Raw genomic sequence first — 23,009 nt, 5'->3', positions numbered from 1 at the left:
TCATAGTAAGCAAAATCGCTCCTTAAACAATCAAATCTGATTTTCTTTCCTGTTTCATTTCTGCTCCTCCACCAGGATCTTTTTAATTTCGTATTCTCCCCTCTCCTTTTTTCTGTAAAGCCGTCTTTCCTCCCTCCATTTTGCCGGCAGAACGCCCATACGTTTTTTAAAATTCCGCTCAAAGGATGATATGGAGAGATAGCCGCACTTCTCCCCGATGATCCTGATCGGCTCCATTGTATTTTGGAGCCTCCAGCACGCTTCCCTGACTCTTATGCAGTTAATGTAATCCACCGGACCGAGCCCCTTCATTTTCTGGAATACCTTACGGAAATGGCTCTCACTGAAATGGCACATTGCGGCCAGCTCACCCACTTTTATCTGTTCCATATAATGGTCGAATATATAATCAATGGCCGGCAGAAGGGGCAGGCTCACTGCCTCCTCCTCAGCCATATGATCATGCTCCAGCACATCATACAGCATAAACAAAAAGGCACACAGCATGTTCATGATCTGCACCTTATAGGTTCCCTTTTTTTCATCCGCTGCTTTGAAGATCTGTTTCAACAGAGAGGTGATCTGCCCATGTTTCCTCTCATCCAAAATCTGGATCCCATAAAATAATTGTCTGCAAAGTTTCAAATGCATTCTTTCATCAATGAATGAAAACAGTTTTACAAAATCCTCCAAGTCTACGAACAGATAGCCCCACATAGTATACACGCCATTTTCGTTTCGTGTGGCATGCAGCAGATTCGGTGCCACAAGGCTGATGCTTCCCGGACTGAAGGCTGCCTCTTTCCCCTCGCTCATGATCGTTCCCTGCCCCTCATAACAATAGCCAATCTCCAGATAATAATGAAAATGAAGGGGATCATTTGCCCCTGCTTTTGCCCATGCGATTTTATCCAGTACCATTAACGGATAGTCCGGATATATTCTGAAAATATGGTCCTCCACATATTTTTTCTTTTTCCGCCCCACTTTTTTCTTCTCCTGCTTTTCATACTGTATTTTAGGTGTATGATATTTTTTATATTATACATTATATTTGCAGGATTGTGTCTTTATTTGTCATATTTATCCGTAATTTACTGGTATTTACTCTGAGAACTCTTTTCTTTATTGCAGTTTTTTATATTTTTCGATATAATAGGAGAGCATAAAATATAAGGGAGAGAAAGACTATGAATGAACAAAAAGAATTCAAGCCTTATATTCCGGCCGAGCGCGTAACGCCGGAATTAACTGTCACCTCCATTGTTATGGGTATCATTCTGGCCGTCGTTTTCGGCGCTGCCAATGCTTACCTGGGACTTCGTGTAGGTATGACAATCTCCGCGTCCATCCCCGCAGCCGTTCTAGCCATGGGAGTCATCCGCGTTATCATGCGCAAGAATTCCATCCTGGAAAGCAACATTGTACAGACCATCGGTTCCGCCGGTGAGTCTCTGGCTGCAGGTGCCATCTTTACTTTACCTGCCCTGTTCTTATGGGCTGCTGATGGCAAAATGGAAACCCCGAGTATTCTGGAAATCACTTTGATCGCCCTGCTGGGCGGCCTTCTGGGTGTACTTTTCATGGTACCGCTGAGAAATGCCCTGATCGTAAAAGAACACGGCATTCTTCCTTATCCGGAGGGAACTGCATGTGCGGAAGTCCTTCTGGCAGGTGAAGAAGGAGGCGCAAACGCGTCCACTGTATTTGCCGGTATGGGATTTGCGGCAGTCTTCAAATTCGTCATTGACGGTTTGAAAATAGTTCCAAGTGAAGTATCCCTGAGAGTAAAGGGCTTTGCAGGTGAAATCGGAACGCAGATCTATCCGGCTGTTATGAGTGTGGGTTATATCTGTGGTCCTCGTATTTCTTCTTATATGTTTGCCGGCGGTCTGGTAAGCTGGATGGTTCTGATTCCGGCTGTTGTGCTTTTCGGTGCTGACCTGACTCTGTATCCGGGAACTGCCCCCATCGGTGAAATGTTCGCAGAAGGCGGTGCAAGTGCTATCTGGGGAAGTTACATCCGTTATATCGGCGCAGGTGCATTGGCAGCGGGCGGTATCATCAGCCTGGTGAAATCCCTGCCCCTGATCATCCGTACATTCCGTGATGCCATGAAGAGCCTGAAAGGCAATACAAATACCAACACAACCCGAACAGGACAGGATCTGAATATGGGTGTCATTCTGGGCGGTGTGCTTCTGATCACGATTGCTATCTGGCTGGCTCCTCCGATTCCGGTAACTTTCATGGGTGCCATTATCGTAGTAATCTTCGGTTTCTTCTTCGCTACCGTATCTTCCAGAATGGTCGGTCTGGTAGGAAGCAGCAACAACCCTGTTTCCGGTATGGCAATTGCCACGCTGCTGATCGCCACTATCCTGCTGAAGGCAACAGGCGACAGCGGAATCCACGGAATGCAGGGCGCTATCGCAATCGGTTCCATCATCTGTATCGTAGCTGCCATTGCAGGCGATACCTCACAGGATTTGAAAACCGGTTACCTTCTGGGCTCCACTCCTAAGAAACAGCAGATTGGTGAGTTCATCGGTGTATTTGCTGCTGCTCTGGCAATCGGCGGTGTGTTATACCTGCTGAATGCTGCATGGGGATTTGGTTCCGAAGAACTGGGTGCACCACAGGCCATGCTGATGAAGATGATCGTGGAAGGTGTTATGGAAAACAACCTGCCATGGACACTGGTATTTATCGGTGTATTCCTGGCGATCGCAGTGGAGATCGTGGGTATCCCGGTACTTCCATTTGCAATCGGTGTATATCTTCCGGTCCAGTTAAATGCCTGCATTATGGTTGGTGGACTTGTTCGTCTGGTATTTGACAAAATGAATATGAAAGATAAAAAGAAAAAAGATGCCATTGTCAATGACGGTGTGCTTTACTGCTCCGGTATGATCGCCGGGGAAGGTCTGGTGGGCATTCTTCTGGCTGTATTCGCGGTCTTCCATATTGATAAAGCGATTGACCTATCCAGCAGACTTAATCTGCCGGCAGCCGTTTCAAACATCGGAAGCCTTGTTGTATTTGCACTGGTGATCCTGAGTCTGCTCAAATTTTCTCTCTGGAGAAAACGCAAAGAGAATAAATAATGAAAAACAAAGAAAATGTCATTGATAAGAACTATCTGGAATTTATTCCTGAGAGGAATACACTTCTCACTTGGAAAACAGACAAAAAGGGGATTGTGACCCTGGATGTTGAGAACACCGGATTTTTCAACCGGTTGGCACAAAAATGCTTTAACCGCCCGAAATACACCCATGTCCATCTGGACAAGCTGGGAAGTTTCGTCTGGCCTTTGATCGATGGTAAGAAAAATATTATTGAACTGGGCAAAGAGGTGGATGCACATTTTGGTGAGGAGGCAGCCCCTCTCTATGAGAGGCTGGCTAAATTCTTTCAGGTACTGGAAAGTTATCATTTCATTAAACTGAATAAGGATGTATAAAAACCAGCGCACTGTGGAGGAAGGAATCCATGGTGCGCTGGTTTTACTTTGTGTGTGAATACCCGGCAGCTATGAGGAGATCAAATTACTGTTTTTTATTTTTCTGTATCATAGGGCCAGTCCGTGATCCCCCCGAAATCGTATACCTGGGTGTATCCTGCCTCTATCAGTTTCTTAGCAGCCTGGGCACTGCGGTTCCCGCTCCGGCAGTATACCAGGATTTCCTGATCTAAATCCGGCAGTTCTTTTAACGGTTCGCTGCTGATCGTCTCATTTGGGATCACAATCGCTCCGGGTATATGTCCTTCCCGGTACTCCTCCTCTGTACGGACATCCAAAATAATGATCTTATCGTCTTTATCCATCCGCTCTTTCGCTTCTTCTGCTGTGATCTTTTTATACTCTGTTTTCATTGTGTCCTCCTGGGCTGACTTTGTATCCCGGCTGGTCTTGTCCTGTCCGCACGCAGACAGCGCTGCTGCCATGATACCTGCGGCTATGACCGCCAGAAGCCATTGTTTCTTTTTCTTCATGTGTTTTCCTTTCCTCTGCTATATAGGATTCTAATATGGTGAGCAGATTATACATACTGTGGCTATTTCGGTTACAGTTCATACTGTAATTATAATTGTTTCAGTTCAACTTGTCAAGTATGGATATAAATTTTATTTTGGACAGGTATCCGTCTTCTCCCATTAAAAACACCCCATCTTCATCTTATCCCATCTCTATCACCATGACAATATCACTACAAATCCCCTATTGTCTTGAGAAAACCAGGGCGGTTGGGGCAGGGTGCTGTTCTCCTTTGGCAGACATTGCGGCAGAGAGCCTGAAAATAAGCGGTTACGGAGACTTGGCGCGAAGCCTTTGCTGAGCGTCTTAGTCGAAGTTAGCGCTTAGTTGAAGGGGAACGAAGCTGGCTGCCAAAGGAGAACAGCACCCTGCCCCAATCACCCGTCCGCCTTCATCCCCCACTGCCTGCCCCAACCACCCGTCCGCCTTCATCCCCCACTGCCCACCCCCAATCTTATAAGCCCCCATCCAATACTTCACTCTCAAAAGCCGCCCTCATTGTAAACTAATCACTATTTTATAGTTGACATTCTCCACCCAATATTTTATATTATTTCCTATACCAATACACTCCCCTATAAACAAAACAAACCAAAAACCCGAAAGACGAGGTATAAAAATGATCACTACACTAAAAGAAAAAGTCATAAACGGCCACTCCCTTACCAAAGAAGAGGCAATGCACCTATCATCTGCCGAACTCTCCCCCCTTTGTGAAGCCGCAGACCAGATACGCAGACACTTTTGCGGAAATGCTTTTGATATGTGTTCTATTATCAACGGTAAAAGCGGAAAATGTCCCGAGGATTGCAAATACTGCGCCCAGTCCGCTCACTACGCGGCCAATACAACCGTGTATCCACTCCTAAGCCCCGAGGAGATCCTGCAGGCGGCAGAAGCAAATGCAGCAAATGGTATCCTTCGCTTTTCAATTGTCACATCCGGAAAACGTCTCAGCGACAAAGAGGTGGAACAGGTATGTGACAGCTTTCGGAAAATCCAAGAAACGTGCAGTATTTCTCTGTGTGCATCCATGGGACTGCTCACCGAAAAACAGTTTGGGATGCTGAAATCTGCCGGCGTTGTCCGTTATCACAATAACCTGGAAACTTCCCGCCGCTTTTTTCCCAAAATCTGCACCACACATACATATGAGGATAAGATACAGGCTATTCAGGACGCACAGGCAGCAGGACTTACCGTGTGCAGCGGAGGGATCATCGGACTTGGGGAGACTATGGAGGACAGGATTGATATGGCGCTGACACTTAGAGAGCTGCACATCCGGTCTGTCCCCATTAATGTACTGAACCCCATCCCCGGCACCCCTCTGGAACACAACACACCTCTGAAAGAAGAGGATGTCTGCCGGACCGCGGCTCTTTTCCGTTTTCTGCTGCCGGATGCTATTCTTCGCATGGCAGGCGGCAGAGGATTGATGGGTGACCAGGGACGGCGTGTGTTTCAATCAGGGGCGAATGGGGCAATCACACAAAATATGCTGACTACCGGAGGGGTCACTGTCCATGAGGATAAAATCCTGGCTGAAGAACTGGGATTTGAGATCAGGCTTTATGAGTAGATATTAAGTTTTTTGAAAAAAGGAGCTTGAAATCTGATTTTTTCTCTGATATACTGAATTTTGTAAAAGAGCTTATGCGGATTATAATAATCGTTTGCATAAGCTCTTTTTTTGTTATTTTATGGGTAATTTTGCTTTGCTCTGCATAACAATATAGTTATGCGTATTTTTCGGGAAAGGATGGTTTTAATATGAAAAACAATTATAAAGCTCTTATAAAGAATGTTGGGATGGAACTGCTGGGGAGTGTTTTTATCGCAGTTGGTATTTATAACTTTGCTGTGGCCTCACATTTTCCTATGACGGGATTTTCAGGTATTGCCCTGATCTTAAACCGTTTGTTTCAGCTTCCGATCGGTATATCAATCATCGTATTGAATATTCCGGTGGCGATTCTCTGTTTCCGGCTTTTGGGCCGGCAGTTTTTTCTGCGGTCCCTGCGGGCTATGATCATCTCTTCGGTGATGATCGACTATCTGGCACCTTTGTTTCCTGTGTATGAGGGGAACCGAATGTTGTCAGCTATCTGTACCGGTGTGCTTGGCGGCCTTGGTTATGCCATTATTTATATGCAGAACTCTTCCACAGGAGGAACAGATTTTATTATTATGGCAGTGAAGGCGTTAAAGCCGTATTTATCACTTGGAAAGATCGCTTTTTTGTCTGATGTGGGGATCATTCTCTTGGGCGGAATCATTTTCCGGGATATGGATGGGATCATTTATGGAATGATCATTAATTTTCTGTTTGCTATTGTGGTGGATAAGGTGGTTTATGGGATCAATGCAGGGAAGATGACTTTGATTGTGACGGAGCATGGGCAGAAGGTTACCGAGGTTATTGATGAGTGCTGCGGAAGGGGGAGTACGATTTTGAAAGGGGCCGGCGGGTATCGGATGGACGAAAAACAGGTGGTTATGTGTGCCTGTAATAATAAGCAGATGTATTTCGTGCAGAAGATGGTGAAGGAGGCGGACCCGGAGGCGTTTATCATTGTGTTGGAGTCTAATGAGGTGCATGGGGAAGGGTTTGAGATGTTTCAAATTGGGAGTGGGGGGGATGGTTGAAAAAGGGACGGAGGATCAGGAGGCGGGGGCTGGAGGCAGCAGGGTATGGGGGGAACGAAGCGTTCCGCTGCCGGGAAGCTAACCTGCTCCCAGTCACTAAGTTCATCGCCAGTGGGCTCTTCACTAAGTGTCTGGGGCAGGTGGATCTTCCCGACGCTCCTCTGTACATCGTTCCCCCCATACCCTGCTGCCTCCAGCCCCCGCCTCCTAATCCTCCTGGTTTTTTCTGCCGGTAGGTAGGTAAAGAAAAAAGTCAAATGCGTAAGTGGATTGAAAAATGGGCTTACGCATTTGGCTTTTTTATAAAAGAGTATGAAAAAAATTATGAATCTAGTATGGGTGTTCTTATTATGTTTTTGTCGGTGAAGATGTCGTACTCGTCTTGGCTGGTGGTGCTGAATTCTGAGATTATGGCGCCTTGGGGGCCGGCTTGGAACCAGTGTTTTGTGTTGGGTGGGATGGTGTGCTGGTGGCCGGGATGAAGGATAATCTCGTGATAGACAGTGTAGGTGTCTTCATAGCTGGCTGGGATTTTTCCGGTCAGCGGCTGGGTGGGGGTGCCTTCTACATAGAGGTAGACTGTGCCGTATCGGCAGCGGAAGGTCTCCTCTTTGCCCTCGTAATTAAGTGACTGGATGGGGGCATGGCAGTGTTCCGGACAGGTTTGTCCCGGGAAGAGGACCATCTCTTTGGAACAGCACCTTGGTGTATTGATGTAGGTGATCAGCTGGAGCCCGATGTGTTCCAGGTCGTTCAGGCCGAAATCAGCGATCTCTATGTTTGCTTTCTCTTCTTCGGTAAGTGCTATGTATGCCTTCTCAAAATAGGCCAGTACCTGGGCTTTTTTTTCGTTGTATTCGGTCTTTTTCATGGTGTTCTCCTATTTTACAGATGTAAGTTCCAGTGAGGCTTGCCCGGCATTTTTGATGGTGAAAGTTTTTGTTTCCCCGGGAAGGAGGTCAAAATAATTGTCGGAACATCTGTAGTTGCCTTTTATGTGCACGCCGTGGGCAAACGCTTCTGAATGAACGGTGAGGGTCCTGTCACTGCCTTCCTGATGGTCTGCAGTACAGATGATAGGACTTTTCTCAAAGGCAAGGTTTCGCATATCGTCTAAACGCAGCCATATATTGTCTATGTTCTCGTCATGGATGTAAAGCATGATAGTTCCTTTTTTGTAATCTCTGTCCGGAAGTTTCTCTTTCAGAAGATAGGTTCGTTCCCCGGGGGATACTTCCAGTTGGATCTCTTTTGTTTCGCGAATCGTACCGTCAAAAGATACATAGCCGAAATCCGCTTTTACGGACAGTGGGTCCGGGGTATCGTTTGCACCTTGCAGGATAATGCTGCCGTCTATGAGACGCATGGTGAATTTCCGGTGGGCAAGGGCACGTTTCACACCGTAATAGGCGATTTTTCTTCTCAGGTAGTAGTCTATGATCGTCCAGCCCACTTCTCCCCATGCATCGTTGTACATCCAGAAAAGGCCGCCGTAGCATTGTTCCTTAAAACGCATGGCCTCCAGGGAATACCCGTACATCATTCCATGTACCATGCCTGCATAGGTAATGTAATCTTCCAGGGACAGTTTGTCTGCATGGTCCACGTAATTCTTTTCTATAGCTGTGTTTACAGTGTCTTTTTCAAAGACGTTGTTGTGCATCTGCCATACTTCACTGGTTCTGCAAAGGGGCTGCCCGTCCATGTACTCCAGGATCGTTTCCATACAGCAGGGGCCTACATAGCCGTATTCGCTGACAAATTTTGCTTTGATCTTGTCGTAGTCTTTTGCCTCGATACGCTCTTCCATCTTTTTGCTCATGTATGCCTGCTGCCAGTGATGGATATCCCCCACCGTATCGTCATTTGGAAGTTCTCCTCCATATGGGGAACTGTTCCAGTAGGGGATGAAGGAACAGTTTGCATGTATGATCTCTTTTGATAGTATGTTTGCAACGTACATGCCGTACTGGTGCTCATAGGTGAATTCAATTCCCCACTTTGGATTGTCGGTGGAATTAAAAAGCCAGTGTACTTCATTTGTACCACAGAAAAGTCCCAGGCAGCAGTGGCTGCGCAGACGTTTTGTCTGATAGTCGAATTCTCTGCGCATCTCTTCCCGAAACCACTGGCGATGGTCCGGATATGTGGAGCACGCAAACATAAAGTCATGCCAGACTAAAATTCCTTTCTCATCACAGAGCCGGTAGAAAATATCTCGTTCGTACAGGCCTCCGCCCCAGATTCTCAGCATATTGAAATTGGCTTCTGCCGCCTCGTCGATCAAAACCCGGTATTTTTCATCCGTAACTCTGGCATAGATAAAATCATTTGGTATCCAGTTTCCGCCTTTGCAGTAAATGGGCTTGTTGTTGATCACAAACTGGAACTTCCTGTCTTTTCCCTCCAGAACACTTGTGTCCAGCTCCAGCTTACGGATACCATAGGAAAATGCGGGATATTTTTCTACGCTTCCCTCACACGCTGCCTCCACCTGCACTTCATACAAGGGCTGTTTTCCATAGCCATTGGGCCACCAAAGCTCCGGATCGGATAGTGTGATCTCTTCCTCAAAGTAGTTATATCCCGATGTGAACAGCCTGTCGTCATAAGTCTGCTCAAAGACCGGCTTGTTTTCATAGCTGATCCTGACTTTATACGCTCCGTCTCTGGAACTGATGAATCCCAGGTTTTCCACGTTCAGCATCAGTTTTAATTTTGCCTGTTCCCCCACTTCTTCTGTATGCAGGCAGACTTCCCTGAGTGCTATTTTTTTGTGGCCTTCCAGCCTGGCACCGCCTGTGATACCACAGGTGATCACTTTTGGTCCCCAGTCCCATCCTACCGTATACTGCGGTCTTCTGACAAATGCCCTTCTGGCATCCCCCCGGTATTTTCCCCCGTTGTCCGTCTCCAGGCACACAGCGTGATTCAGTTCCGACAAATCCTGGTCTGACACAGTCTCAAGTCCGCTGGTCACCCGGACTGTGATCACGTTTTCACCCTCTTTGATCATCTCTTTGATGTCATACACGAATGGATAGTGAACACTGTAATGGCTGCCGATATATTGTCCGTTGATAAAAATATCACTTCTGGAATCCAGACCTTCCAGGATCAGCTCAATAATATCCTCATCTCTGTCCACTTCACTGCTGTCAAAAGTGCGCTCAAACCACCAGGCTCTCTTTTCTATCCACTCAGATTCCCTGCAGTAATCTGCCAGTACCGGGTCTTTGATAACCCCCTCTTTTATAAGCGGCATCCTTACATCTGCAGGCAGGCTGCATGTATACCATCCGTCTTTCAGACCATGCACATAGGCCCACTGTTCCTTTTCCACACACAACAGGCTTTCGTGCAGTTTCCAGTCTTTGTTTATCTCCAATCGAAACATATTGCTGTTCCCCCATTCTATATGACCATTTTATGGTTTTCCTCCAGGTCCTTCCAGTGCGGCACCGCATTCTGGGCGCCTTTTTTCTGCACGGTGAGAGCTGCCGCTGCATTGGCAAACTCCACTGCCTGGAAAATGTTTTTTCCATCTGCCAGAAATACTGCCATTGCAGCATTGAAAGTGTCCCCCGCTGCCGTGGTATCCACAACCTGCACCTTTTTTGCAGCAAAATTTCTTCTGACAGTTTTGTTCATCAGCAGAGCACCCTTACTTCCTAGTGTTACGACCACATTTTTGATCCCCTTTTCAAGAAGTATGGCGCATCCTCTCTCTATCTCCTCTTGCTCTGTATCTCTGATTTTTGTCAGTTTCTGCAGTTCTGTCTCATTGGGTGTGATGTAGTCGATCCACGCATATGCTTCCTCACGGATTTGGGCGGGCGCCGGTGCGGGATTAAAGATCACAGTCTTTCCCATACGGTGAGCCTGTTCCATGGCATAATAAACCGCATCATGGGGGATCTCCATCTGCACCAGCAGAATACTGCATTCCTCTATCACCTGCAGATTCTCTTTTATATAAGAAACATCACATGCAAGGTTAGCACCGGGTGAGACGGTTATACAATTGTCACCGTCTGCATTTACCGTGATGATCGCAAGCCCGGTTTTCTTCCGGCTCTTCTTTATAAATTCTGTATGTACGCCTGCAAGCTTCAGGTTTTCCAGCAGTGTTCTGCCGTTCTCATCACAGCCCACTGCCCCCAGCATGGTTACATCTCCGTTCAGCCGCCCTGCCGCGAAAGCCTGATTGGCGCCTTTTCCTCCGGGTGACTCCTGAATATCCCCTCCGAGTACCGTCTCTCCTATGACCGGGATGTCCTCCACCTTCAGGACCCAGTCCATGTTAAGGCTTCCTATTACAAGTATTTTTTTCTTATCCAATTTTCATCCCCTCTTCGTCATATCACTCCCAGGGTTTTAAAATCACTTTACAGGTATCCTGTCCCATAAACTTTTCAAAAGCTCCCTGTACATTAGAAAATCCATATACATCTGTAATGATTTTATGTACAACAGGTGAACGCCTGAGGATTGCAAACATTTCCTCCCTGTCGTCCATGTTGTAGTGCCAGGAACCGATCAGAGTTAGTCCCTTTCTGATAAAATCATCGCTGGGACAGATGGGAACTGTATTGTGGTTTTCCCCTATAAACGCCACGGAACCTCTTGGGTCCATCATATCAATGCAGAGTCTCTCTGCGTTTCCGTTCCCTGAGGCGTCTACTGCCTTGATAAGCGGTGCACCCATTTTCGCTTCCCTGATCTTTTCTTTGATGTCAGGGTCTGTAGGATCCAGAACCACATCAGCGCCCATTTCCTTTGCCATATTTTTACGGAAAGGAACACTGTCCAGGGCGATGACCCTGGCGCCCAGAAACTTCGATACTGCAATGGCACCCATCCCCACAGGACCAAGGCCTGTGATCAAAATGGTGTCAAACCCCTTTACATTGAGCCTTTTGATGGAGCTGAACGCGGGACCCAAAGCACAGCAACCCAGGGAACCCTGGTCATAAGTGATATCATCCGGCAGTTTTGTGCAGACGAAATCCTGTACCAGCACATATTCCGCAAAATGACTGAAATACTTAGGCTTATCCGTACAATAAATATAGTTACCGGAACGGCACAAGGAGCAGTGTCCACAGCCGGAAAGAGGATTCAGAATCACTCTGTCCCCTTCTTTAAGCAGGTTAGACCCATTTGCAGCAACTACTACGCCGGCACCCTCATGCCCTGCGTCGCGAACAGGTGTGGGGGAAACAAAAGCTTTTCTGTCACTCCCGCAGATGGGTGTGGATTCCACTTTGACAACTACCCACTCTCCGTGAGGAACAGGATCCGGAACCTCCTCCAGATATGCCTGATTATTTCCAAGAACCAATGATTTCATAATAATGCCTCCTTTATGCCTCTTTCGGCCATACTTTATTGATGGCGCTGCTTACTACCGCCACAGCTTCTTCAAAGTCCATTTTTCCTAACTCTTCCACAAACGGCTCCGCAAGAACAGGTCCGGTATATCCCATATGTTTCAAGCCTTCAAAAAACTCCCCAATCCTCAGGATCCCTGTACTTCCCGGAAGCGCGCGGACTACATCCACCTGTTCTTCCCTGGGTATTCCGGCAGGCGCGTCCATAATATGCGCACAGACAACCCAGGATTCATCCGGGAATTTTGCAAAATCATCAAATGTCTGCCCCGCCATGTCCCAGTGCCACACATCCATCAGGATCCCCACATTTCCGGTCCCGATAGCCCTGCACAGTTCCAGCATTTGGTCCAGGGTATGGATGAATTCATATTTTTTCCCCGCTCTTAATTTAGGCGGCCCTAAAAACTCCAGGCCAAGTGAAATATGGTATTTTTTTAAGATTCGGGCAGCCTCCCCAAGTCTTTCACGATGCATATTGAAATTCTCTTCATAAGTCAGCTCGTCACTGGCCGGTATGATCCAGGTGATACACCTGTGCATCCCGCATTCCCGGGCATACGCGGCGTACTCCTCCAGTTTTTCCATGTCCTTTCTGAAAACAGACTCCTCTTTTCTGTATTCCACGGGAAGACCAAAGCCTGCAGCCTTCAGACCGTATTTTTCCAGCAGCATCTTTGTCTCTTTTACAGGCATCCGGGCATCCCGTTCCATATTGAACCAGATTCCCTCAAAACCATATTTCTTCGCAACAGGTGCAGATATTTCAAGCCCGGCCTTGTGTCCGATACAATCCGGTGCCAATGTCTTATACATAATTTTTCCTCCAACTTTAACCTTTCACGGCTCCCGCCACCATACCTTCTATGATTCTCTTACTGAATACAAAGTACAGGATCATGACCGGCAGCGTGGTTGTCATGATACCGGCCATTAACCTGGGATAGTCCACTGTATACGCGGATTTAAACATGGTCAGCCCTACTGGAACCGTCCGCAGGGTATCACTGTTCACCAGGATCAATGAAAATGAAAATTCATTCCATACCGCGAAAAACTGAATGATGGCCACTGTGGACAATATAGGCATTGCCAGCGGAAATACGATCTGGAACAGGCACCGGAAAAATCCGCAGCCGTCAATGGATGCCGCCTCCTCCAGTTCTTTGGGTATGGATGCAATATAACTCTCGATCAACATGATAGATATGGGAAGCCCAAACGCCACATAGGGAAACAGCAGCGTATACCAGTGATTGGTAAGCCCGCTCTGCCTGAGCTGTACATACATAGGTACAAGCAGTGCATGTACCGGGATCAGCATACCCATGATAAAATAGTTATAGATAAGGCTTCTTCCTCTAAAACGATATCTGGAAAGGACATAACCGGCCAGGAAGGAGAACACGATTATGATCAATACCGATAAAATTGTATTCCTGGCACTGTTCAGCATATACATCCCCAGTTTTGTCTGGGTAAATACGGATATGTAGTTTTTCAGATTCAATGCCTGCGGAAGTGCGGTTGAGCTCTGCGTGAATTCCGTCTGTGTTTTGAAAGAGGAATAAAATATCCATACCATTGGAAAGATGCAGGAAAAAGAAAACAGCAGGAGCACTACATTACAGATTACTTTTCCGATACTTTTTCCGGCCTTTTTCACCGGCACAGTATTTCTTTTTATATCTGCCATGATCAGTAATCACTCTCCTTTCTCCATGGTCTGGTAATCACCAGCCTGCTGACTCCAACCAACCCAAGGCTCAGCACCAGAATAGCAATAGACATGGCACTGGCGTATCCGAACTGGTTCTTAATAAATGTTGTCTTATATACCTGAAGCGCCATGACCATAGAACTGGTTCCTGGGCCTCCGTTTGTCATAACATAAATATGGTCGAAAATCTTCATATTACCTGCAATACACAGCATAACCGCCACCGCTATGGAACCTTTGATCAGCGGAAGCGTTATCTTTACTGCCTTCTGTATCCCTGTAGCCCCGTCAAGCTCGGCCATCTCGTATATACTTGGGTCAATGGAAGTCATAGCCGCCATGATAATAACCATATAATAGCCAATGTACTGCCAGATCAGCGGTATGCTGACAACACTGATGATCGTATTCGGATTATCCAGCCATGGTTTTGCAAAGCTTCCAAGATGCAAGGCTCTCAAGATCACATTTACCAGTCCATAGTCATAGTTAAAAATAAAGGACCAGGTAAAACCTACAACAACTGCGGATATGGTGGCCGGAAAATAGGCCACGACACGGTGAAGTTTTTTGAATTTTACAAACCGGGACGTCAAAAGCGCCGAAAAAACAAATGCAATGCCAATCTGCCCCAAAATGCACAGAACTGCGATCCAGATATTATTGCTGAATGCATGCCAGAAGGATGTGTCCTTTAACAGGATCTGATAATTCTTCCATCCTACATACTTCGCCTGAGGTCCCCCCGACCAGTTATAAAAACTGTAGCTAAACGCATTGATGATCGGCAGGATAACCACATAGGTATAAACAAGGAGAGCTGGCAGCAGGCATACAATAATTGCCATTCTCGTTTTAGGCTTCAGCGTGGATTTTCTCAAGCCAATCCCCCCTTTACTGTGCAAGTTCCTGTTCCATCTGTATCTCTTCTGCCAATTCCTCAGGTGCCTTCTCTCCGATCAACAGAGACTGAAGTCCCACATTCATGGTCTCGATCACAGATGCATCCATGCAGGCATCATAGATCTGGACAGCAGTGATATCTTTGATCATGTCATTATATTCATTAAATAATGCCGGAACTTTAGCGGTATCATACTCCGGGTTTGCCCATGCGGTAACACCGCCCATGGAAGCTGTCACGTTTGCCTGGCGCTCATCTGTCAGTGCTTTCAGCAGATCCATAGCCAATTCACGTTTTGCCGGGTCTGTCACTTTGCTGCTCAGAGCCATAAACCAGGCAGGCCCGCCGGATACTGTCTTCTGGTCTTCTGCGCCGCCCTCAACAGACGGAAGGATCGCCAGTTTTGTTGCAGCTTTTACATCCTCCGGAGCAGTGTTGTCAATAGTCGGGATAAACCAGGTACCGTTTACGATGGCGGCTGCTTTCTTGTTGAAGTACACCGTATTCTGCTCTGTATCATCAATGGAGTTGATATCTTCATTAAAAGCACCTCTCTGGGCCAGTTCCTGGAAAGCAGTCAGCGCTTTTACAAATGACTCGTCCGTGAATTTGGCGCCTGAACCATCCAGTATGGACTGTGTCCATTCCGGTCCTGTAAAACGGTCTCCCAGTGTGCTTAACCAGCAGGACTCTGCAGGCCAGTTGGGCTTATTTCCCATGACAAATGGTGTGATGCCTTTTTCTTTAAATTTATCCACTGCATCCAGCAGTTCATCCCATGTCTCCGGGAAAGTCTCATATCCAATCTCCTTCCACATGTCTGAATTATAATAAACCATACCTGTGGACATACTCTCCTGGGGAACACCATAGTTCTTTCCGTCTCTTGTTGCTGCGTCAAATCCGCCTTTTATGTAAGCATTCTTCCATTCCTGGTCTGCGTCCAGTTCCGCAGTAATATCCGATACCCATCCGTTCTCCACGAACGTTTTCGTCCAGGAACCCTTCATCATGAACAGATCTGGTATATCACCGGAGGCACCCAGGGAGTTGATCTTTGTCTGATATGCCGTCTGGTCCATCTCCTCCACTTTTACTTCCACATCCGGGTGTTCCTCCTGCCATGCATCAAGGGCCCCAAAGAAACCGGTGGTAAAGCCTCCCTCACCGATATTGCTTCTGGATTGGTGGCAGATCAAAGTAAGCGTGGTCTTGCCTCCCGTACTCTTCTCCCCTTCCTCCCCGCTGTCCTGCGCTTTGTTCTCTTCCTTCTGCTCTGTTTTCTGGTTGTCACTGTCATCGTTCACTGCCTGAGGTGCACCGCATGCTGCCATGGATACTGCCATTGCTGCTGCCATAAATCCTGCTAAAGCTTTCTTCTTCATCGTTTTTCCTCCAATTCTTTTTCCTTGTCCTTAAGGCTTCACTACAACTTTTACCGCTTCTCCCTTTGCCAGCTTCTCAATTCCTGACTTCAGTTCTTCAAGAGGGATTACGTCTGTCACAAGTTTCTCCATATCCACCATGTGTTCTTCCAGAACCCGGATGGCCTCTGGAAAGGTTGCGTTGGCGAGCCAAGTTCCGTGAACCGTGATCTCTTTTGTGGTAATCTCACACTGTGCCACTTGACTGACGGATTTTTTATTCACACCGAAAAGTACCACGCGTCCGCCTTTTCTCACCAGATCCACTGCCTGCACTACCTGGGAACCCGTCACATCAAAAACGTAATCCGGACCGATCCCTGTCTGCTCCCGTATGATCTCCCCGGCATTCCTGCTTTTCACATCTATGACTTCCCCCAGCCCAAGCTTCTCTGCAAACGCAATTCTGTAGGGTGCAGCTTCCAACAGGAATAATTTTCCCACGCCGGATGCCTTTGCAAGCATGGCGATCATCAGCCCGATAGGCCCGCAGCCGATGATCACCGCACTCTCTCCCGGCAGAATGTTCACTTTATGAAATCCGTTGATGGCACAGGCCAGAGGTTCTGTACATGCCGCGGCCTCTGATGACACCTCTTCTGAAATCTTATATGCGACTTTCCCGGAAATCAGGCAGTATTTTGCAAAAGCACCGTCATAGTCTATTCCCAGAGGAATGATATTCTCACATTCATTGGGAAGATTCTTTCTGCAGTATTGGCATACACCGCAGTAGTCGTTTGGATTTACCACAACCCGGTCTCCCACCTGGAGATGTCCCACCGCCTCTCCTTTCTCTACAATTTTCCCAACCAGCTCATGGCCCAGGATGGTACCGGGGGTTGCCTGGTATCCGGGCGGCACTGCTGTGATATGTACATCTGTCCCGCAGATACTAACCGCTTCCACTTCCACAAGCACCTGATCTTCCTTCCGGATCTGAGGGACCGGGACCATTTTCAGTTCCAGTTTTCCAACATCCTCAAAAACCGCCGCCAACATTTTTTCCATGTATGTTCCTCCTCTTAAAAATTAACGCCGCCCTCTAATATGACGTTGGCGTAGGGTGTGCACTCACCGGTCCGGATAATCACTTTCGCCTTGGGAAGCATGTCCTTTAAATCCTCATGAGGCATTTTCCGGCCCGGTACATTGGAAAGTCTTTTTTGCATGTGCTGCAGAAGTTCCGTGCCGGATGCCTCTATCTCTTCCGCGTAAATGTAGGAATCTATCACCAGCTCCCTCGTCACTGCATCAAAAACTTCCATAAATCCGGGTACTCCTTTTACAAGTGAAATATCAATGACTGTTACATTCTCCGGTATGGGAAGTCCCGGATCTGCGATCACCATGTAATCCGTATGACCAAGTGATGATATGGCATAACAGATATCAGTATTTAAAATTCCTTCCTTCCGCACGATCTATTCCCCCGCTCTCACATTCCCAGTATTTTTGCTGCATATTCCCTGTTTGTTTTGGCACCTTCATAATTGCTCACCGTAGGGGTATCGTTCTCTATCACCAGGTATCCGTCATAGCCGTTCTTTTCCAGCAGCTTTAGGACTTTCGGAAAGTCAATTCCTTTTGTGCCCAGTTCATAAAATCTCTGATGTTTGTCCCATTCATGGATCCACTTATACCTGTAATCCTCCACATCCACTTCTGTATCCTGGTCTTTCAGATGTATATAACCGATCCTTCCCCTGTATTTCTCAAACAGACGTTCAAAATCAATTCCCGCAAGTACCGTATGCGCCGTATCAAAACAAAATTTTACATAGGCCGGATCTGTATGCTCTGCCACAAAGTCAATCTCGTCCTCCTGTTCTACGGTCATCTGAAAATGAGGATGGAGGCAAAGTGTCACATCATACTCTGCAGCCATTTTCCCAATCTCGTCCAGGATACCTGACAACTGCAGGAGATGTTCCCGGGATGGCTTTCCGTTCCTTGCCGGTGCCTGGATATTCATGATCCTGGCTCCGGTTTTTTTACAGAACTCCAAATATTTTTTTGCCTCTCCCACATGGTCAGCATCCATATCACGTATGTAATGGTATAAAGCTGCAAATTTCAGTCCGTATTCTTTTACCAGCCGGTTAAACTCCTCCTCACGTCCTTGATACAGATCAGCCATGCCAATGAAATTCTCAAAATTATGATAGCCCAGCTTTTTCATGTCATTAAGCGCTGTCTTCAGGTCTTCTTCTGATTCCAGCCCCCATTCCCAAACCGTATAACCTATCTCCATAAGCCATTTTCCTTTCTCTGGTTGATAAAACGTTTTATCATTATTTATGATTTACATTATATACACTTTTTCTACATTGTCAACACTTTTTTTGATTTATTTTCTATTATTTTGTGCACTTTAATTTTTTATAAACTTTTTTTACTATTAATCTTCTATCATTTTGCCCCTAGTTTTCCGGCACCACCCCTGTATTCATGTTAAAACGCTTTATCATTTTTACAGATAATGCTGCAATACAGAACAACTCATTGCATTCAGAATTTACACATGATAAAATCAGATTGCAATACCATACAGTGTACCGTTGCTATAGACAACTGGCAGACGGCATACCAGTATTTACGAGGTGAAAATATGCGGGTAACATTAAAAGACATCGCAAAAGAAACGAATCTGTCTGTAACTACAGTCTCACTGGTCCTGAACAAAAAGGAATGCCGTGTTTCAGACAGTACACGCAGTCTGATCCTGAAAACTGCCGAAAAAATGCATTATTATCCCAACCAGCTTGCGGTTGGTCTTGTAAAACAGGAGACAAAGACCATTGGGCTTATCATCCCTGATATCAGCAACCACTTTTTTGCTAATCTGGCTTTGGGAATCGATGATGAAATGCTGAAACATGACCGGAATATTATACTCAGCAATACGAGCGACCGTCCCGAACGGGATTTAAAGAGTATCCAGGTATTAAGATCCCGTGGTGTGGATGCCATCATTCTTGCCATGGCATCCAATATCGACCGGACCTATATACCTTCCTACAAGGACCTTATAAACGATTCCCCTATTCCCATCATCACAGTTGACCGCTGCAATCCCGCTCTCAACTGCAGTGCCCTAAAGCTCAATAATAAAAAAGGCGCCTATAATGCGGTCAGCCACCTGCTGTCTCTGGGGCACAAAAATATTGTCTGCATTACCGGTCCCGCCAACTCAGACAGCACGCAGGAGCGCCTTGCAGGTTACGAGTGGGCTTACCATGACGCGGGAATCCCACTGCCTAAAAAATATGTATTTCACGGTGACTATCTGCGGCACAGCGGAAACGAAGCCACAAAACAGATCTTAAAAGAGACAGACGCAACCGCCGTCTTTGCCTTCAATGATCTGATGGCATTGGGGGCTTACCACTGCCTGAGGCAGGAAGGACTGTCTGTCCCTGATGACATGTCCATTGTGGGCTTTGACAATATTGATTTTTCCGATATGCTGGAGGTTCCGCTGACCACGGTCAACCAGCCCACATATGAAATCGGACGGGAAGCCGCCAAGCGCGCACTTCTGGAAATCTCCAGACCGGAGGCGGAAAAGCAGACCATAAGCTTTGAACCCCACCTGATCATACGAAAAAGTACGGCAAAGCCGAGATAGAGGTATATTGTATGGGAACCACAAAAAATATGCAGTTTTTAAGAACCAGCAACCGGGCTGCCATTATCAAAGCCCTGGCCCTTGGGGAGGCATCCAACCGTGTAGAACTCTCCTCTCATCTGGGTTTGTCCAAAATGGCTATCAGCGGGCTTATCAATGACCTGGTTGCAGACGGCTATGTAGAAGACAGAAAATATTCACCCTTCCGGGATTCTACCTGGTACACCGGAGATGCCAGCGGCAGAAAGCCATCCGCCCTTTCCATTGTCCCCAGAAGGATCCATGCCATAGGGATCTTACTGAAACGGTATGAGGTGCACTGCCTGATCGCGGAAATACAGGGAAATATTCTGTATCATGATTTTTGCGCGCTGCCTCAAAACGCAGACAACCTTTCCCTGTCGGAAATACTGGTTTCCCTGGTTGAAAAGGCTCTGCGCGCCCATGAAGACCGTTTTATGGCAGGTATAGGGATCGCGTCTATCGGCCCCCTTGACATTACTCAGAAAAAGATCCTTTACCCTCCCAATTTCTGCAGCATTGGGAATCTGGATATGGGAGAATTACTGGAAGAAAAATTTCATCTGCCGGTCTATCTTGACAACGATATGAACGCCAGCGCTATTGCAGAACAGTTCTACGGTGTGGGAAAGACGGCAGATACCCTTGCCTATGTGGGCTTTGGCTCCGGTGTGGGCGCCGGGATCATTATCCATGGAAAACTACTCCACGGAAGCGCGGGATTTGCGGGTGAAATCGGGCACATTTCCATCAATCCGCAGGGTCCTCTGTGTTCCTGCGGACAGAAAGGATGTATCGAAACCTACACCAGCGTCTCAAAACTCCTGGACGATATGGGGACCGATTCCGTCTCCAATCTCTGGCAGATGATACAGGATAACAAACTGGATGGACCGAAGAAAGAGCGCCTGGAAGCGTGCCGATATGCGCTGAAAACCCTGCTCATCACTATCGCCAATCTCTATGATCCGGAGGTCATCATATTTGGAGAGATCCCGCCAAAACTGACCCCCATCTATCTGGATGAAATGGAGGCTTATATGAATGCCAATATGTTCCATCACGGCTTTCAGAATATACGTCTTTATCCTTCTTCCTTCGGTGAAAATGCACCGCTGATCGGTTCTGCTTCACTGATCTTTAAACGGATCTTTGACGGAAAGATCCCCCTTCCCGATAAAGTTCCCGACTAAAAAAATACCGTCTTCCGAATGATTTCATTCAGAAGACGGTATTTTATTACAGCGATCTCTTTATATAGTCTGTGATCATTTCCATGGACACCACAGAAGGATTGGCCCCATTTAGGATCATATCAGCCCTCCATTTGGAGGGTTCCACATACTGGTCATGCCGGTATCTCACCACATCCAGATAAACATCCGTGATCTCATCCTCGGAAAGCCCTCTCTGCATATTTCGTTTCAGCCTCCGCAGGATTCTCTCATCCGCACGGCAGTCTACATAAAGCTTCAGGTCCAACAGGCTCAAAATGGCATCATCATACAGGGTAAGGAGTCCTTCTGTCAATATGATCTGCACCTTACCGCTTTCTTTTTCTTTTACCATATCCTCATATAACTGTGTCAGGTACATGGTATCCGGATGATTATCGTCCACGTACTCCCGCTCCCCAACCAGTGCACGGGAGCGAGGACGCAGCTCTTCCGGTTTAAAATAATCATCCATATGAAAGACTTTTACTCTATGATCTTGAAGCTGTTCAGACAGCTTATCGCATATAGTCGTTTTACCGGAAGCACTTCCCCCGGCAATTCCAATGACTAACGTTTTTGTTTTTTCCATCCCTTGCTCCATCCTCCTCCCGGCTATTCTGATGCCAGGTTTATTCCCAGATCATATGCTTTTTTCACACCTTCAGAGTGCTCCATATCTCCCTTAGCATCCATCCCCGGAACAGTAAGTATCCCCTTATTTTCCCATCTCAAATAGGCACAGATATCCTCATAAGCATCGATCGCAGAGCGGTAAACACCATCGGAAGCGGAGTCCAAAAGAAGTGCCGCATACCGGATATTAAATCCTTTTCTGGCTCTTGCATACAGTCTGTCAATAGCAGCTTTTAACTGCGCACTGATAGAAAACCAGTACACAGGTGATGCAAAAACGATCATATCCGCGCTATCCACCTTATCCAGTATCTCCGCCATATCATCCTTCTGCACGCACACACCGTTATGGGTAAAACAAAATTCACAGGCCAGACAAGGCGCGATCTTCCTGTTCCCAAGATTCACTTTTTCAACCATATGCCCCTTTTTGCGGGCCCCCTCTATAAAAGCATCCGCCATTATTTCCGTATTTCCATTCTTACGGGGACTTCCGTTAAGTACAAGTATATTCATTCTCTAATTCTCCTGTTTTGCTTTCGTAATCCTTCTAATCTATTTCTGTTTTCACTGCCCTACGGGACATAGGAATCAATAAGTATACATGGATATTCGCCGCACAAAGCGCAGTGCTCCGGATCCTTTTCCTTCAGTTCTTCATCCCCTGTCCCAGCAGCAATAAAAACCGAACACTCCGAACAGACAAGACCACAAAAAGCAACCTTATTCTCCATAAAAGTTCCTACTTTTCGGGTTTCTATCACTATAACATTTAGAGGGGAAAAAGTCACTATAGAGGGGGGAATTACCAGGAAAAATTATAAAAAGGAAGGTGGCTGCGGAAGTTTCTTGGATAATAGGACGGGCCGTTGCGGCGGGGTGCGGTCCTCCTGGGGCAGCCAGCTTCGTTCCCCTTCAACTAATCGCTAACTTCGACTAAGACGCTCAGCAAAGGCTTCGCGCCAAGTCTCTGTAACCGATGGATTTTCAGGCTCACTATCGCAATGTCTGCCCCAGGAGGACCGCACCCCGCCGCAACAGCCCTGGTTTTCTCTCCGGTTGTGTATTATTTCAATCCACACTCAGTAATTTTAAAGAGTGCGACCATATTTTTATAATTTCATGGTTTAATCTCATGTCAGTAGAGGAGACCCATTACTCTCCTCCTCTGCCTCTAATCATCTTTTTTCATTTTTTTCACTCCATCTATAGGGGCGATTCTCACTTAAAAATATGTATACGTTTAAGTTAACCTGTTGTGCTAGTTAAATAAAGAAACTTCAACAAAATGTGCTATCCTATTTGTAGGGAAACAAATTCGAAAGGAGGCATCATTATGTTGAAGTTCCAAGATAATCATACCACTATAATAGCA

22 protein-coding genes are annotated in these 23,009 nt (G+C 46.7%); 6 read left to right on the top strand and 16 right to left on the bottom strand.

The annotated features are described in order from the left end of the window. Window positions 1-54: 54 nt before the first annotated feature. Complete coding sequence (locus CI595_RS23710) at window positions 55-987, bottom strand: AraC family transcriptional regulator (protein WP_095176086.1); 933 nt, start codon at window positions 985-987, stop codon at window positions 55-57. A 203-nt stretch (window positions 988-1,190) separates the two neighbouring features. Between CI595_RS23710 and CI595_RS23705 the strand changes: the two genes are divergently transcribed. Further along, window positions 1,191-3,107, top strand: a complete 1,917-nt coding sequence (locus CI595_RS23705) for an OPT family oligopeptide transporter (RefSeq protein ID WP_095176085.1) — start codon at window positions 1,191-1,193, stop codon at window positions 3,105-3,107. Then, a complete protein-coding gene (locus tag CI595_RS23700) occupies window positions 3,107-3,466 on the top strand; it encodes a PqqD family protein (protein ID WP_095176084.1) in 360 nt (119 codons plus the stop codon). Before CI595_RS23705 ends, CI595_RS23700 begins: the two co-directional genes overlap by 1 nt. Before the next feature lie 95 nt (window positions 3,467-3,561). Here CI595_RS23700 and CI595_RS23695 read toward each other — a convergent pair whose 3' ends face one another. Then, the gene (locus CI595_RS23695) at window positions 3,562-3,999 is read right to left on the bottom strand and encodes a rhodanese-like domain-containing protein (protein ID WP_095176083.1); all 438 of its coding nucleotides are present in this window, start codon (window positions 3,997-3,999) and stop codon (window positions 3,562-3,564) included. A gap of 349 nt (window positions 4,000-4,348) precedes the next feature. Further along, window positions 4,349-4,528, bottom strand: coding sequence for a hypothetical protein (locus CI595_RS23690; protein WP_095176082.1), 180 nt, complete (start codon window positions 4,526-4,528; stop codon window positions 4,349-4,351). Between the two features lie 133 nt (window positions 4,529-4,661). On the opposite strand from CI595_RS23690, the gene bioB reads away from it, so the two are divergent. After that, window positions 4,662-5,624, top strand: coding sequence for a biotin synthase BioB (bioB, locus tag CI595_RS23685; RefSeq protein WP_095176081.1), 963 nt, complete (start codon window positions 4,662-4,664; stop codon window positions 5,622-5,624). A 191-nt stretch (window positions 5,625-5,815) separates the two neighbouring features. Next, window positions 5,816-6,691 carry a YitT family protein gene (locus CI595_RS23680; RefSeq protein ID WP_095176080.1) on the top strand — a complete coding sequence of 292 codons (876 nt, stop codon included), beginning with the start codon at window positions 5,816-5,818 and terminating at the stop codon, window positions 6,689-6,691. Between the two features lie 322 nt (window positions 6,692-7,013). Here CI595_RS23680 and CI595_RS23675 read toward each other — a convergent pair whose 3' ends face one another. From CI595_RS23675 to CI595_RS23625, 11 genes are read right to left on the bottom strand one after another with little or no spacing between them, the layout of a single operon-like run. Beyond that, window positions 7,014-7,562, bottom strand: coding sequence for a cupin domain-containing protein (locus CI595_RS23675; RefSeq protein ID WP_095176079.1), 549 nt, complete (start codon window positions 7,560-7,562; stop codon window positions 7,014-7,016). A gap of 9 nt (window positions 7,563-7,571) precedes the next feature. After that, a complete protein-coding gene (locus tag CI595_RS23670) occupies window positions 7,572-10,088 on the bottom strand; it encodes a glycoside hydrolase family 2 protein (RefSeq protein WP_095176078.1) in 2,517 nt (838 codons plus the stop codon). Window positions 10,089-10,105: 17 nt separating this feature from the next. After that, the gene (gene rbsK, locus CI595_RS23665; protein ID WP_095176077.1) at window positions 10,106-11,032 is read right to left on the bottom strand and encodes a ribokinase; all 927 of its coding nucleotides are present in this window, start codon (window positions 11,030-11,032) and stop codon (window positions 10,106-10,108) included. A 22-nt stretch (window positions 11,033-11,054) separates the two neighbouring features. Beyond that, the gene (locus CI595_RS23660; protein WP_095176076.1) at window positions 11,055-12,044 is read right to left on the bottom strand and encodes a zinc-dependent alcohol dehydrogenase; all 990 of its coding nucleotides are present in this window, start codon (window positions 12,042-12,044) and stop codon (window positions 11,055-11,057) included. A 13-nt stretch (window positions 12,045-12,057) separates the two neighbouring features. Next, entirely contained in the window at window positions 12,058-12,900 is an 843-nt protein-coding gene (locus tag CI595_RS23655) for a sugar phosphate isomerase/epimerase family protein (protein ID WP_095176075.1), read from the bottom strand. A gap of 16 nt (window positions 12,901-12,916) precedes the next feature. Then, entirely contained in the window at window positions 12,917-13,780 is an 864-nt protein-coding gene (locus CI595_RS23650) for a carbohydrate ABC transporter permease (RefSeq protein ID WP_095176074.1), read from the bottom strand. A 2-nt stretch (window positions 13,781-13,782) separates the two neighbouring features. Further along, a complete protein-coding gene (locus tag CI595_RS23645; protein WP_095176073.1) occupies window positions 13,783-14,685 on the bottom strand; it encodes a carbohydrate ABC transporter permease in 903 nt (300 codons plus the stop codon). 13 nt (window positions 14,686-14,698) lie between these two features. After that, window positions 14,699-16,093: an ABC transporter substrate-binding protein gene (locus tag CI595_RS23640; RefSeq protein ID WP_095176072.1), complete on the bottom strand. Its 1,395-nt coding sequence runs from the start codon at window positions 16,091-16,093 to the stop codon at window positions 14,699-14,701. A 30-nt stretch (window positions 16,094-16,123) separates the two neighbouring features. Beyond that, window positions 16,124-17,143: a zinc-dependent alcohol dehydrogenase gene (locus tag CI595_RS23635; RefSeq protein WP_095176071.1), complete on the bottom strand. Its 1,020-nt coding sequence runs from the start codon at window positions 17,141-17,143 to the stop codon at window positions 16,124-16,126. A 14-nt stretch (window positions 17,144-17,157) separates the two neighbouring features. Beyond that, the gene (gene rbsD, locus CI595_RS23630; RefSeq protein WP_095176070.1) at window positions 17,158-17,553 is read right to left on the bottom strand and encodes a D-ribose pyranase; all 396 of its coding nucleotides are present in this window, start codon (window positions 17,551-17,553) and stop codon (window positions 17,158-17,160) included. A 17-nt stretch (window positions 17,554-17,570) separates the two neighbouring features. Next, window positions 17,571-18,386: a sugar phosphate isomerase/epimerase family protein gene (locus CI595_RS23625; protein WP_095176069.1), complete on the bottom strand. Its 816-nt coding sequence runs from the start codon at window positions 18,384-18,386 to the stop codon at window positions 17,571-17,573. Window positions 18,387-18,743: 357 nt separating this feature from the next. Here CI595_RS23625 and CI595_RS23620 point away from each other — a divergent pair, with 357 nt between their 5' ends. Beyond that, window positions 18,744-19,763 (top strand): LacI family DNA-binding transcriptional regulator, encoded by a 1,020-nt coding sequence (locus tag CI595_RS23620; RefSeq protein WP_095176068.1) that lies wholly within the window; start codon window positions 18,744-18,746, stop codon window positions 19,761-19,763. An 11-nt stretch (window positions 19,764-19,774) separates the two neighbouring features. Continuing rightward, the gene (locus CI595_RS23615; protein ID WP_095176067.1) at window positions 19,775-20,977 is read left to right on the top strand and encodes an ROK family transcriptional regulator; all 1,203 of its coding nucleotides are present in this window, start codon (window positions 19,775-19,777) and stop codon (window positions 20,975-20,977) included. Window positions 20,978-21,023: 46 nt separating this feature from the next. Here the strand turns inward: CI595_RS23615 and CI595_RS23610 are convergent, their stop codons facing one another. Further along, entirely contained in the window at window positions 21,024-21,590 is a 567-nt protein-coding gene (locus CI595_RS23610; protein ID WP_162291964.1) for a uridine kinase family protein, read from the bottom strand. 23 nt (window positions 21,591-21,613) lie between these two features. Then, on the bottom strand, window positions 21,614-22,150 hold the full coding sequence (locus CI595_RS23605; RefSeq protein WP_095176065.1) for a flavodoxin family protein: 537 nt from the start codon (window positions 22,148-22,150) through the stop codon (window positions 21,614-21,616). Between the last annotated feature and the right edge of the window lie 859 nt (window positions 22,151-23,009).

Source organism: Blautia hominis (assembly GCA_002270465.1).
Lineage (GTDB): Bacteria > Bacillota > Clostridia > Lachnospirales > Lachnospiraceae > Blautia > Blautia hominis.
The sequence above is the reverse complement of the archived record's forward strand: the minus strand, read 5'-3'. Positions and strand labels throughout refer to the sequence as shown.